This is a genomic window from Acidimicrobiales bacterium (assembly GCA_041394245.1).
Lineage (GTDB): Bacteria > Actinomycetota > Acidimicrobiia > Acidimicrobiales > Aldehydirespiratoraceae > JAJRXC01.
On record JAWKIR010000002.1, the window covers coordinates 2,729,826 to 2,742,541 of the forward strand.

14 protein-coding genes are annotated in these 12,716 nt (G+C 68.8%); 9 read left to right on the plus strand and 5 right to left on the minus strand.

Annotation, left to right across the window (positions count from 1 at the left end):
- Nucleotides 1-777, plus strand: coding sequence for a hypothetical protein (locus R2707_13580; protein ID MEZ5246125.1), 777 nt, complete (start codon nucleotides 1-3; stop codon nucleotides 775-777).
- A gap of 15 nt (nucleotides 778-792) precedes the next feature.
- On the opposite strand, the gene R2707_13585 is transcribed toward R2707_13580, so the two are convergent.
- Nucleotides 793-1,953: a patatin-like phospholipase family protein gene (locus R2707_13585; GenBank protein ID MEZ5246126.1), complete on the minus strand. Its 1,161-nt coding sequence runs from the start codon at nucleotides 1,951-1,953 to the stop codon at nucleotides 793-795.
- A gap of 30 nt (nucleotides 1,954-1,983) precedes the next feature.
- Nucleotides 1,984-2,403 (minus strand): CBS domain-containing protein, encoded by a 420-nt coding sequence (locus R2707_13590; protein ID MEZ5246127.1) that lies wholly within the window; start codon nucleotides 2,401-2,403, stop codon nucleotides 1,984-1,986.
- A 124-nt stretch (nucleotides 2,404-2,527) separates the two neighbouring features.
- On the opposite strand from R2707_13590, the gene R2707_13595 reads away from it, so the two are divergent.
- From R2707_13595 to R2707_13605, 3 genes are all read left to right on the plus strand, one after another.
- Nucleotides 2,528-3,097, plus strand: a complete 570-nt coding sequence (locus R2707_13595; GenBank protein ID MEZ5246128.1) for a hypothetical protein — start codon at nucleotides 2,528-2,530, stop codon at nucleotides 3,095-3,097.
- Between the two features lie 47 nt (nucleotides 3,098-3,144).
- Nucleotides 3,145-3,861, plus strand: coding sequence for a hypothetical protein (locus R2707_13600; protein MEZ5246129.1), 717 nt, complete (start codon nucleotides 3,145-3,147; stop codon nucleotides 3,859-3,861).
- A gap of 173 nt (nucleotides 3,862-4,034) precedes the next feature.
- On the plus strand, nucleotides 4,035-4,955 hold the full coding sequence (locus R2707_13605; GenBank protein MEZ5246130.1) for a dihydrodipicolinate synthase family protein: 921 nt from the start codon (nucleotides 4,035-4,037) through the stop codon (nucleotides 4,953-4,955).
- Nucleotides 4,956-4,963: 8 nt separating this feature from the next.
- Here R2707_13605 and R2707_13610 read toward each other — a convergent pair whose 3' ends face one another.
- Nucleotides 4,964-5,740: an SDR family NAD(P)-dependent oxidoreductase gene (locus tag R2707_13610; GenBank protein ID MEZ5246131.1), complete on the minus strand. Its 777-nt coding sequence runs from the start codon at nucleotides 5,738-5,740 to the stop codon at nucleotides 4,964-4,966.
- A gap of 13 nt (nucleotides 5,741-5,753) precedes the next feature.
- Nucleotides 5,754-6,863 carry an amidohydrolase family protein gene (locus tag R2707_13615; GenBank protein ID MEZ5246132.1) on the minus strand — a complete coding sequence of 370 codons (1,110 nt, stop codon included), beginning with the start codon at nucleotides 6,861-6,863 and terminating at the stop codon, nucleotides 5,754-5,756.
- 101 nt (nucleotides 6,864-6,964) lie between these two features.
- Between R2707_13615 and R2707_13620 the strand changes: the two genes are divergently transcribed.
- The 4 genes from R2707_13620 to R2707_13635 are packed head-to-tail and all read left to right on the plus strand — an operon-like array spanning nucleotide 6,965 to nucleotide 10,903.
- Nucleotides 6,965-8,128 carry a hypothetical protein gene (locus tag R2707_13620; GenBank protein ID MEZ5246133.1) on the plus strand — a complete coding sequence of 388 codons (1,164 nt, stop codon included), beginning with the start codon at nucleotides 6,965-6,967 and terminating at the stop codon, nucleotides 8,126-8,128.
- Nucleotides 8,125-8,538, plus strand: a complete 414-nt coding sequence (locus R2707_13625) for an OB-fold domain-containing protein (GenBank protein MEZ5246134.1) — start codon at nucleotides 8,125-8,127, stop codon at nucleotides 8,536-8,538. Before R2707_13620 ends, R2707_13625 begins: the two co-directional genes overlap by 4 nt.
- Entirely contained in the window at nucleotides 8,535-9,341 is an 807-nt protein-coding gene (locus tag R2707_13630) for an enoyl-CoA hydratase/isomerase family protein (GenBank protein MEZ5246135.1), read from the plus strand. The genes R2707_13625 and R2707_13630 overlap by 4 nt, the downstream gene beginning before the upstream one ends.
- The gene (locus R2707_13635; GenBank protein MEZ5246136.1) at nucleotides 9,338-10,903 is read left to right on the plus strand and encodes an AMP-binding protein; all 1,566 of its coding nucleotides are present in this window, start codon (nucleotides 9,338-9,340) and stop codon (nucleotides 10,901-10,903) included. Before R2707_13630 ends, R2707_13635 begins: the two co-directional genes overlap by 4 nt.
- On the opposite strand, the gene R2707_13640 is transcribed toward R2707_13635, so the two are convergent.
- Nucleotides 10,900-11,670, minus strand: a complete 771-nt coding sequence (locus tag R2707_13640) for an FCD domain-containing protein (GenBank protein ID MEZ5246137.1) — start codon at nucleotides 11,668-11,670, stop codon at nucleotides 10,900-10,902. The two genes, R2707_13635 and R2707_13640, sit on opposite strands and share 4 nt — an antisense overlap.
- Nucleotides 11,671-11,766: 96 nt before the next feature.
- Here R2707_13640 and R2707_13645 point away from each other — a divergent pair, with 96 nt between their 5' ends.
- The gene (locus tag R2707_13645; protein MEZ5246138.1) at nucleotides 11,767-12,711 is read left to right on the plus strand and encodes a DUF808 domain-containing protein; all 945 of its coding nucleotides are present in this window, start codon (nucleotides 11,767-11,769) and stop codon (nucleotides 12,709-12,711) included.
- Nucleotides 12,712-12,716: the final 5 nt, after the last annotated feature.

The following is a 12,716-nucleotide window of genomic DNA, read 5'->3' on the forward strand; positions in this document are numbered from 1 at the left end:
GTGGGCCGGTGTCGAAGTCTTGCGGGGATCATCGTCGCCCTTGTGGTGGTTTCGCTGTGGGGGGCCACGCCCCTCGGAGCACAGGAGGACGGTGAGGTGACGGTCGAGTACCTGCTCGACGGTCGATCCATCGAGGAGGCCGACTCGTTCGATCCGCACGAGTTCACGCCCCGTTCGGTCGGCGAGTTCGTCGCCACGGTGACCAACGGCACCGACGAGACGGTGTCGATCAGTTCGGCCCGGCTGCGGGGCCGGATGCTGGGCATGACGTTCCTCTCGTACGACACGCTGGTTCTGGTCGACGTCCCTGCGGGCGAGACGGTCACCTTCAGCGTGCCGGTCGACCTCTACGACGTCGACGACCAGGCGGTCGGCTTCCTACGGGCCGACATCTCGCTGCTCGATGCCGATCGTGAACCGATCGTCACCACGGGCTTCGCCGTCGATGTCAGGGGCCGGACACTCTCGGCCATGGGGATCTTCGCCGTCGTGATCCTGGTGATCGCCGTCGTGTCGACCGCCGCCAACGTCTGGTCGCTTCTGCGCCGGACGCTGCCGGAGAATCGCTACATCCGCGGCGTACGGTTCGCAGTCAGCGGCTTCTCGATCGGCCTCCTGATCGCGGTCGGCTTCTCGATTCTGCGCATCTTCCCGCTGCCGGGCACGGGCTGGCTGCCACTGGTGTTCATCCCCACCATCGCTGCGTTCGCGTTCGGCTACGTGCTGCCCACGCTCCGTTACGGCCGTGTCGAGCGTCCGGTGCCCGATCCGGCCTGACGGCGGCGGAAGGGTTCAGTTCGCCGGGAGGTCGAACCCGGTCGGGAGGTGCGCATCGATCACGTCGCGGTCGGCGGCGAGGCGCCCGATCTCGTAGAGGGGCCGAGCATTGTCGCCGCGGTCCATCTCGCGCAGCTGTTTCACGATGCCGGCGAGATCGTGGCGACCCAGGGCCTCGATCTCGCCGGTCTCGAGTGCGAGGTCGTAGCGCAGGTAGGTGAGCAGCGGCGTTCCACCGAGGTACTCGCCGCCGAGGTCGCCGATCTCGGAATCGATGGTTCGGGCATTGGGCGCCGTGGCCAGGAACTGCATGAGCAACTGGTTCAGGTCGTTGCTGTCGTTCATGAGCATCGCCGGAACCTCGCCGGCCCAGCTCCACATCTTCGACGAGAGCACCTGTTCGGGAGTCCGGTTCACCTCCCACGCCCCGGTGCCCACCGAGACGAGGAGCAGCTGATCCGCGCCGGTGGGCCAACGGAACCCGTAGCCGGCGGCCGTCGCGACCAGGAGCAGCTGCAGCGACGGGTTGACCGCGGTGCTCACGGCGCCGTCGATGAACGCGGCATTCTCGCCATCGGCGAGCTCGATGCCGACCGGTCGGAAGAAGGTCGGTGCCGCGGTGCTCGCCCGGGTGGCGTCGCGGAGTCGCACCTGGGCGTTCTCGTTCCCGTACACGCCGTCGGGATGATTGTGGAGCGGCCAGACGCTCCAGGTGTCGGCTCGCTTCGCGACGATGCAGAGGCCGGTTCGCACCTCGGGATCGCCCAGCCGGATGTCGCCGAACCCCACCGCGAGTTCCCGTTCGAGCACTTCCTCGCTGTAGCGGGCGGCCAGGAGATCGCGGAGCCCGGCCCGGCGGCCGAAAACGGCCGGACCGAGTTCGAAGTAGATGTCTCGGACCTCGGCCACCTCGCGTCCGGTGGCCAGGCCCGCTGCGAGGATCGATCCGGTGCTGGTGCCCCCGATGAGGTCGAAATAGTCGCTGAGGACGAGATCGGGTCGGCCGTGACGTTCCCGCAAGACCTCCTCGAGTCGTTCGAGGTAGGCGATCGTCAGTGTGCCCCGAATGCCGCCGCCATCGAGGGCGAGGATGCGCTTCGGACCGGGTGCGGTCAGCCTGGCCCGCACCGTGCCCTGGGGCACCGTTTCGTCGAGGGTTCCGTCGCCGTCGGCCACGGCGCTCACGCTACTCGGAGGCCGGGCCTGTCACAGAAGCTCGGCCAACTGGCGGATCAGGTCACTGCTCGTGACGATCCCTTCGAGCGCGCCGTCGTCGTTCACCACCACGACCGAATGGGTGTCGCCGGTGGACATGTGGTTCGCGACCTTGCGGACCGATTCGCCGTTGCGGACGGTGATCAGGTCGGTCGACATCGCGTCCTCGAGCGTGAACTGATGGTCGAGCATCGTCCGCAGCATGCGATCGTCGTTGCTGTCGACGTCGTACACCAGTCGCAGGATGTCCGTCGACGAGATCATCCCGACCGGGGTGTCGCCGTCGACGACCGGGACGTGGTGGTACTCGCCCTTCTGGAGAAGGGCGTAGACGTCGGACAGTGGCTGTCCGAGGTGGACGGTGTCCGGCTCGCGGGTCATGACGTCGGTCAGTGAGGGCTTGTGCTTCATGTCGACACCCTTCCCCGGCACGGCGGTCGGTGACAGGGCCGAAGGTCCCTGCGGGTGGCGGCGTTTCGGGGGGTCGTGCCAGGATCGGACGCACGAGGTCGGTCGCCGGGACGGGGATGCAGGGATGAAGATCGTGCAGGTCGGCAGGTCGCTGGGCGCCATGCTGGCTGCGCCGGTTCGTCTCCGGCGCAACCCTGCGCACGCACCGGTCGATGCGTCGCACTATGTCGTGCCGACGTTGGCGCCCACGCGCGAAGCGACGACCGTCGAGGCTGCCGACGTGCCCGTGGCCCGGACCCCGGCCGGCCGCTGGCGGGAATGGCCGCCGATGGTGCTGCGCGACTGTGACGAGCCGCTGCCCGAGGGTGCACCCGATCTCCGCGGGGTGTGGCAGGCCTACAAGGGCCCGATGAAGGGTCACATCGAACGGATCGAACAGGCCGGCGACCGGGTCGTGATCACGGCCGCCGGTGTCATCCACGACATGTTCGCCAACGGCACGATCGCCGGAGGAGTGCACGACGAGGGTGTGGGGGGTGCCGAGATCCACGTCGTGGCCCGCTACGACGAGGGCCGGCTCGATCTGTATCTCAATGGCAGGCGTCGAGTGGTCACTCGCTACCTCGACGGCGCAGATCTGGTCTGGCGTTGGGGTCCCTACACGAGTCGTCTCCGCCGGATCGTAGGCCCGTAGCCCTCGAACGAGTCCTGGCGAAACAGGCACGACCATAGAGTGCTCGGATGCCTCGCTACGCAACGTTGAACAACGAGTACCTCGCCACCTGGTTCACACGCGAGGACCCGGGCGGGCCGATGTGGGCCCTCAACCTGATGAAGTACCGCGAGCGCGCCGACTACGAGGACGGTCGGGAAACGACACTCTCGGGGGCCGAGGCCGACGACCTCTATGCCCCGCACGAACAGCTGAAGGCCGTGGGCTCGAAGGTGGTGCTCGTGGCTCCCGTGCGGCATCAGCTGGTCGGCGACGGCACCGTCTGGGACCGGATCGCCATCGCCCAATACGCCACCCGGATGGCCATGATCGAGATGAACATGCGCGACGACTTCCAGGACGCACACGTACACAAGGAGGCGGGGATGGACACCACCATCGTCATGGCGACGTTCCCGGTCGACGGCGACCCGGTCCCGCCCCAGGAGTCGGGCGAGGGTTCGGGCCGACTCATGCTCCTGCAGGTCGTGGCCGACGCCGCGCATCCGGACGTTGCCGCAGACATCGAGTCGACCCGTGTCGGTCGGTTCCGGGTGGAGGATCGCTTCCTCGGCGACCACCGCACCTTCGCCGAGGCTCGGTTCGACCTGATCAGCGAAGCGACGGCGGACGAGTTGGCGGCGAGTGGGACCGTCCACGACGAGGCGAACTATGTGGTCGTCGCCGACCCGGTCATCGACGAGGTGGCCCGGTCGCTCAGCGATCCGACGCGGGTGCTCTTCTGATGGAGGTCCTTCGCACACCCGACGCGCGGCACGTCCGGCTCGACGGTGGCGAATGACCGAAGCGGGCGCCAAATCTTCGGTCGGCCGGCGGCAAGGTGATCGGGACGGGGGTGTGCAACCATCCAGAGCGCCGGCGCCGCCGCCCGGGAACCAGTCATGAACGAGGACGAGCCATGAGCATCGAAACGAGAGCCGCAAGCACCTTCGTCATCAGCATCACGCCCTTCACCCAGGCCGGAGACCTCGACGAGGCGGGACTGCGTGCACATCTGCAGCGTCTCGGCCGGAGCGGGATCGGCGTCTATGTAGCCGGGAGCGGGAGCGGTGAGGGCTACACGCTCACGCTCGACGAACGTCGACGGGTGATGGAGATCGCCGGCGAGGAGCTCTCCGGCGTCGTGCCGGTGCGAGTGATGGGTGTCGAGCCGCGAACTGCCGCCGAAGCGATCGAGCTGGGGCGCGTCACCGCCGAGGTCGGCCTCGACGCGATGCAGCTCTACTCACTCGACATGGGACACGGCTATCGCCCCCGTTCCGCCGAGCTCGAGACCTACCTCAACGAGGCGCTCGATGCCGTGACCTGTCCGGTCGTGATCTCGACCCATCAATCGGTCGGCTATCGGTATCCGGTCGACCTGCTGGCGTCGACGGTGCAGCGCTACGACCACGTGATCGGCCTCAACATCACCACCCCCGACATCGGATACCTCGCCGCGGTCATCGAGGCGGTCGACGGTGCGGTCGATGTGCACGTCGGTGGACCGATGCACGCGCTCACCGCGCTCGGGCTCGGCGCCCAGGGCTACCTCAGCTCGGAGGGCAACATCGCCCCGAAGCTGTGCATGTCGCTCGTCGATGCCCACACGCAGGGTCGCGGCGCTGCGGTGTCGGAGGCCTTCACCCGGATCCTGCGCCTGTTCCGGGCCACCCAGGCCGCGGGCGGCATCGTCGGTACGAAGGCCGCGCTGCGCCGACTCGGGGCGGCCGGCGGATGGCCTCGCTCACCACGGCTCACCGGCGATGACACGACGGTCGACGCGCTCGTCGCGGTGATCGCGGATCTCGACCTGGTCGCGAGCGAGGGCCTCGACTGAGTGGTCGATCAGCCGAGTGACCGGCCGCCGTCGATCGTCACCACCTCGGCCGTGATGTAGCTCGCGGCCGACGAGGCCAGGAACGCCACCAGTCGCGCGACCTCGTCGGCCCGTCCGGTGCGCTTGAGGGGGATGGCCGAGCCGTAGGCGGCAAGCGCGGTCTCGACGTCGTTCGGGTCGACCGGAAGGGAGGCCCTTGCCGCCTTCGTATCGGTGATGGGGCCGGGGGCGACGGCGTTGACGCGAACGGTCGGGCCGAGGTCGAGGGCGAGGGATCTCGTGAGCGAGACCACGCCGCCCTTCGACGCGGCATAGGCCGCCATGCCCGGCCGCGGCTGGACGGCCGACACCGAGGCGATGTTGACGATCGCGCCGCCCCGCTCGACCATCTCGCGCGCGCAGGCTTGCGCGGTCGTGAAGGTGGCACGCAGATTGAGGCCGATCACCGCGTCCCACTCTTCGACCCCCATCTCGAGCGTCGAATGGTGCGGGAAGATGCCGGCGCCGTTGACGAGCACATCGATGCGGCCGAAGCCGTCGAGCGCTCCGGCGACGATCGCCGCCGGAGCGGCCGAATCGGTCAGATCGACCGGGACGGCGATCGAACCGGGAAGCGACGCGGCGACCTCGTCGAGGGCGGCCGCGTCGCGGTCGACGAGAACCAGCGACGCCCCGAGCTCTGCGAACCGGCGAGCGCACGCGGCTCCGATGCCGTTGGCCGCACCCGTGACCACGGCGACCTTGCCGTCGAAGGACAGCAACTCCGCGAACGTCGGTTCGGTCATGGGCGTGGGTCCGTCAGCGTCCGAATCCGAAGATCCGCTGGGCGTTGCCGCAGAGGATCGCGTGCTTCTCGTCGATCGGCACGTCGGCGAACGATGCCTTGATCGACTTCCACGAGTAGGGCCAGTCCGACGTGATGTGTGGGTAGTCGTTGGACCACATCATCCGGTCGGCGCCGATGCGGTGGCGGTTCGCGATCGCGTAGTTGTCGTTGATGAACGTCGCCGGGAAGTGCTTGGCCATGTACTCGCTCGGGAGCATCGGAAGGTTCTGGTCGCGCAGCGACGAGTCCTTGTGGCGGAGATAGTTGTCGTCGGCCTGTTCCGAGAAGTAGGGAAGCCATCCGCAGTCGGTCTCGATCATCGGGATCGTGAGCTCGGGGAACCGGTCGAGCACGCCGCAGAAGATGAACTGCAGGATCCGCTGGGGAGCGTCGTTGAAGTGCACGGTGCCGGGGAGGCCCTGTGCGGTGAGCGGCCGTGGCATCCGGTTGCTGAGCATGACGTGGATGGCGAGGGGTAGGCCGCTCTCCTGAACGCGGCCCCACACGGCATCGTCCTCGGGTTCGATGTCGAGGGTCCCGTTCGGGTAGCAGGTGAGCAGGAGGCCGACGAACCCCGGCATCTGCAGCACCCGCTCCAGCTCCGCCACGGTCGATTCGACGCCTCGGCTCGGCAGCATCGCCATGCCACCGAGGCGGGCCGGATCGTGGCTCGCGAACTCCGAGACGAAGTCGTTGTAGGCGCGCACCAGTTCGAGGTGGAGTTCGTCGGTCGGTGCCGCGGAGATCCACTGCCAGATGCCGCTCGGGAAGAGCACCTCGGCGTCGATGCCGTCGGCCATCATCTCCTCGACCCGGGCCTTCGGGTCGTAGCTACCCGGGTTGAGGTCCTCGAACCGGCACCATTTGCCCATCTGGTCGGGGTCCTTGCCGGCGCAGGCGCCCCAGCCGAAGGGGCGGGTGGCGGGCGCGCCCTCCATCACCCAGGCGTCGCCCTCGTCGAAGGACTCGATGCGGGGCACCTGATCGACGAACTTCGACGCGACCCGGCTCGTCCAGAGGTCGCCCGGCTCGTTGAAGTGCCCGTCGGCCGAGATGAGCTTGTAGGTGGGCGGGGTGGTCATGGCTGACTCCAGGGTCGAGGGGTTTGCGTACAACATCAAATTATTAGAAGATTCGATGACGCACAATCGGAACCGGCAGAATGACGACAGAGGGGGTGCGCATGCGAGAGAACACCGCGTATCGCAAGGCGGCGATCACCGGGGTCGGATTCACCGATTTCTCGAAGGCGTCCGGGCGCTCCGTCCTCTCCCTCGCTGCGGAGGCCTGTCGCGACGCGATCGCCGATGCCGGCCTCGCCCCTTCCGACATCGACGGCGTCGTCACCTATCAGTACCTGAACGACTCGGTGCCGGCGCAGGCGGTGGCCGCAGTGCTCGGGTTCGGCGACCTGCGCCACATCCTCGACTCGGGCCTCGCCGGTCAGGCCCCCTGCTATCTGGCCGCCCACGCGGCGACGATGATCTCGACCGGAGTCGCCCGCAACATCGTCGTCTATCGGGCCCTCAACGGTCGGAGCGGGCAACGGGTCGGCAGCGCCCGGGCTCCCGGTGATGCCGCCGATCTGCGCCACGATGCGGGGCTCGTGGCCTACCCGCAGACCATCGCGATGTGGGCGCGTCGCTACATGATCGACACCGGCGCGACCGAGGACGACCTCGCCGCCGTCGCCATCGCCCAGCGGGAATGGGCGGCCCACAACGACCGGGCGTTCCGTCGAACCCCGTTGACCATCGACGAGCACCGTGCCGCACCGATGGTCGCCGACCCCCTCCGCTCCGTCGACTGCACCACGGAGGTCGACGGTGCCTGCGCCATCGTCCTCACCAGCGACGAGCAGGCCGCCGACGCGCCCCACCCCGCAGTCGGCATCGAGTCGGCGGCCTATGTCCTCGGCCGCGGCGGTGGTCTCGACATGGCCGACTCTTCGAGCTGGCCCGATCTCAGCCGCAACCACACCTCGCTGCTGGCCGACCGCTTGTGGTCGGGCGCCGGGCTCGGCCCCGCCGACATGGATTTCGCCCAGATCTACGACTGCTTCTCGAGCGTCGTGCTGTTCGGGCTCGAAGGCCTCGGCTTCGCGGGCCGCGGTGAGGCCGGTGAGTTCGTCCGGGCCGGCCACACGGCCCCCGGTGGCCGCCTCCCCGTCAACACCAACGGCGGCCTCCTCAACGAGGGCTACCTTCACGGCATGAACACGCTGGCCGAAGCGGTCTTGCAGCTGCAGGGCCGCGGCGGCGCGCGTCAGGTGCCCGGCGCCGAGACGGGCGTGGTGACCTCCGGCGCGTTGCAGGACGGTTCGGCCCTCGTACTGGTGCGACGATGAGCGACGCCGACTTCTTCCGTTCGGGGATCGACGAGGGTCGCCTGCTCGTGCGTCGCTGTCGTGCGTGTGACCGTGCCGCGTACCCGCCGATGCCGGGCTGCCCACACTGCGGGCACCCGGAGGGCGAGATCGTCGAAGCGTCCGGCGAGGGCACCCTGTACTCCTGGACCGTCTGCCATGTCGCGTTCGACCCCGCCTTCGCCGACGACGTGCCCTATGTGGTGGGGCTGATCGACCTGCCCGAAGGGGCCCGGGTGGTCGCCCGTCTGGAGATCGCGGCCGACGGACTCGTGGGTGATGCGCCGGTGCGGGTCGAGTTCCCTTCGGGGGCTGACGGCTCGCGCCGACTCCGGTTCGTCGCGGCGCTACCGGACGGCCCGGCTGCACCCGAGAGAGAGGTGTCGACATGACCGACGACGTCCGCGTCGGCGTACGCGACGTGGAGACCGGCGACGACCGTGTCGTGCGGGTGTTCACCTTCCAGCGGCCCGCGCAGCGAAACCCGATCGACCTCGCGACGCTGCGGGAACTGGATCCGTTGCTCGCCGCGGCAGTCGACGACGAGCGGGTTCGGGCCGTCGTCCTGACCGGCGACGGCCCCGCGTTCTCCGCCGGTGGCGACCTCCGCGGCTACCTGAGCCTCTACGAGGACCCGCCCGCGTTTCGCGACTATCTCGTACGGTTCGCCGCGGTGTGCACCCGCCTGGAAACGGTCGACGTGATCACCATCGCGATGGTCAATGGTGCGTGTGTGGCCGGCGGGCTCGAGATCGCGCTCGCGTGCGACCTCATGATCGCGGCCGACACCGCCACCATCGCCGACGGTCACCTGGTGTTCGGTCAGCTCCCGGGTGCCGGCGGGAGTCAGCGGCTCTGCCGGGCGATCGGCCTCCAGAAGGCGAAGGAGCTGCTGCTCACCGGGCGAACCATCGATGCCCACGAGGCGGCGGCGATCGGCCTGGTCGCCGAAGTGGTCCCGGCGGACGACCTGGAGCAGCGGGTGATCGAGATCGCCGCGGCGGCGGCCGGGCACAGTCGCCTCGGGGTCAAGCGCATGAAGGAGCTCATCGTGGTGTCGCAGGACGAGGACCGCGCGACGGCGCTACAGGCGGAGATGGATCTCGTGGTCGACTACGCGACGTCGTCGCACGACGCGACCGAGGGACTGCACGCGTTCCTCGAACGTCGCCCGCCTCGGTGGCAGGGCCGATGACCGATCCGCGCCCGGGCTGGGACGACACGACCCTCTGGGGCGCGTTCGCGACGCATGCGGCCGCCGCACCCGATGCGCGTGCGGTGGTCGACCGCGATGGCGAACGCACCGTCACCAACGGTGACCTGCTGGCCGACGCGAATGCGCTGGCCGCGAGGTTCGAGGCGGATGGGCTCGTGGCCGGCGACGTCGTCTCGGTGCAGCTGCCCAACCGCTACGAGGCTGCGGTGGTGGCCCTCGCCTCGCTGCGGCTCGGCCTCGTGCTCAACACGTTGCTCCCGAACTATCGGGCCAAGGAGCTCGGCCACATCTTCGCGACGGCGTCTCCGTCGGCCGTCGTCATCCCTGCGGTGTATCGCGACTTCGATCACCGGGAGTTGATCGAGTCCGTCAGCGGATCGCTGCCTCCCGATGTCAGGGTTCTCGTGGTCGACGGCGACGAGATGATCGACGACGTGCGTCGCGATGCCGCCGCCGGACGGGTTCCCACGGCGCCGTTGCCGAACGCCGGCGGTCATTCGGAATTGATCTTCAGCTCGGGTACCGAGGCCGCACCGAAGGGCATCCTCCACAGCGAGCAGACGACCAACAGTGGCGTGCGGGCGCTGCACGACTTCCTCGGGCTCGACGCCGAGACGGTCGTGTGGATGCCGTCGCCGGTCGGCCACTCGACCGGCTTCAACTTCGGGTTGCGCTTCGCGCTGTACCACGGGGTGCCGCTCGTCCTCCAGGACCGCTGGGACGCCGATGTCGCCATCTCGCTGGTGCGCCGCTTCGGAGCGTCCTACACGCTGGCGGCCACGACCTTCCTCCAGGATCTTGTCGGTGAGCTGCAACGGCGGGACGAGACACTGCCGGAACTCACCCATTTCGCGTGTGGCGGAGCAGCAGTGCCACCGGAGCTGGTGTCGGCCGCCGGTGAACGCGGCATCGGGGTGCTGCGGCTCTACGGCTCGACCGAGGCCCTCGTCGTGTCGTGCAACCGGCCCGACCTCCCACTCGACACTCGTCGCGACACCGACGGGATGCCGCTCCCCGGAGTGACGGTGCGAACCAGAACCGCCGACGGTGCGCCGTGCGGGCCGGGCGAGCCGGGTGAGATCGAGGTGCAGAGTCCGCAGAACGCGCTCGGCTACTTCCACGACCCGCAACGGACCGCAGCGACGTTCCTCGACGGGAACTGGGTGCGCAGCGGTGACCTCGGCGTGCTGGGCCCGGACGGTTCGGTCTCGATCGTGGGTCGCACGAAGGAGATCATCATCCGCGGCGGTCTCAACATCGCGCCGCGTGAGATCGAGGAGATGATCCTCGACTTCGACGAGGTGGAGCGCTGCGCCGTGGTCGGGCTCGACGACCCGCGGCTCGGCGAGAAGGCGTGCGCCTTCGTGACCCTGCGCGACGGCGCCCGACTCGACTTCGAACTGATGATCGATCGCTTGCGGGCCGCCGGGTTGGCCGCCTACAAGCTCCCGGAAGGACTCGAGATCCTCGACGAGTTGCCGGCGACCGCCTCGGGAAAGATCCGCAAACACGTGCTTCGGGAGCGGTACTCGCCTCGTTAGCGGTCGCGCAGCGGGGTCGCCGAGACGGTGATGCCGCGGCCGAGGAGACTGTGGCGCTGCGGGTCGGCCTGGTGGTGGTGGGCGGCCCGTTCGGCTCCCTCACCGTCGCCCGCGACGATGGCGTCGAGGATTCGTCGATGTTCGTCGAGCGAGTCGTTGCGCATGTCGGTCTCGGGGAGGGCACCGAAGTCGATCTCCTCGCCCGCGGCGGCGACCTGTCCCGACCACAGCGACTCGAGCGCACCGACCAGCACCACGAGTGGCTGGCTTCCGCAGCGGGCGACGAGTTCCTCGTGGAAGCGTCGCGCGAGCATCGCGAACCTCGGCGGATCGTCGACCGCCTCGACCGACTCGCCATGGATCGCCTCGAGGGCGGGGATCACCTCGGTGGCGCGATCCGCCCGTTCGGCGCAGGCCCGCACACACAGCGGACCCAGCTGTGCCATCGCGGCGACCAGCTCGTCGACCTCGACGTGTCGAGACTCGAGCACCAGGCCGACCGTGTAGGCGACCGTCTCCGCACGGGGGAGCTGCACGATCGAACCTCCCACCTTGCCTCGTCGGACCGTGATCAGGCCCTCGGTCTCGAGCACTCGTAGCCCCTCGCGCACCGACGGGAGGCTGACCCCGTACTGAGCGACCAACTCGTCCTGGATGGGCAGGAGGTCGCCGTCGGAGAACTCGCCACCGAGGATCCGCCGGCGCAGGTCGTTGGCGACTTCCTCGGCGAGACGAGGCGGACGGCGCTGGCGGGCGGCGGACGACATCGACTGAACGTACCCGACCCGACCGCCCGAGTTCGCGCCAGGCGCTAGCCTGCAGCTTCGTTTCCGCGGCGAACGCCGTGGCGAGATGGGGTGCACATGGCCGGCGGCCTGGTCGGATTGTTGGACGACGTGGCGGCGCTGGCGAAGCTCGCTGCGGCGTCGATCGACGACGTGGGCGCGGCCGCCGGAAAGGCCAGCGTCAAGGCCGCCGGTGTGGTGGTCGACGACACCGCCGTCACGCCGACCTACGTCCACGGTCTCGCCGCCGAACGCGAACTCCCGATCATCAAGAAGATCGCCACCGGTTCGATTCGCAACAAGGTGCTCTTCATCCTCCCGGCGGCGTTGTTCCTCAGCGAGGTCGCGCCGACGCTCGTCGAGATCATCCTCATGTGCGGCGGCGCGTACCTCTGCTACGAGGGCGCCCACAAGATCGTGCACGCATTCCGTCACGACGACGGCGAACACGACGTGCCTGCGGCGGTCCAAGGTCCCGATGCCGAGCAGGCGACCATCGCGGGCGCGATTCGGACCGACTTCATCCTGTCGGCGGAGATCATGGTGATCGCACTCAAGGAGGTCATCGACGAGGCGCTGCTGGCACGGGCCATCATCCTGGTGATCGTCGCAGCGTTGATCACCGTTGCCGTCTACGGCGTCGTCGCCGTGATCGTGAAGATGGACGACATCGGGCTGTCGTTGGCCCAACGCCCTTCGACGACCTCGCAACGGGTCGGTCGTGCCCTCGTGACCGGGATGCCCAAGCTGCTCACTGCGCTGTCCGTGATCGGCACGGCGGCGATGTTGTGGGTGGGTGGGCACATCCTCCTCGTCGGCACCGAGGAGCTGGGGTGGCACTGGCCCTACGACCGGGTCCACGATGCCGAACACCGGGTCGCCGATGTCGGTTCGGTCGGCGGGGTGCTCGAGTGGTTCGTCAACACCGGGATCTCGGCCGTGGTCGGTATCGCCGTCGGTCTGGTGATCGCCACAGTGGTGGCGCAGCTACCGGCGCGAACCGGCGACGCCGACGCGCACTGAACGCC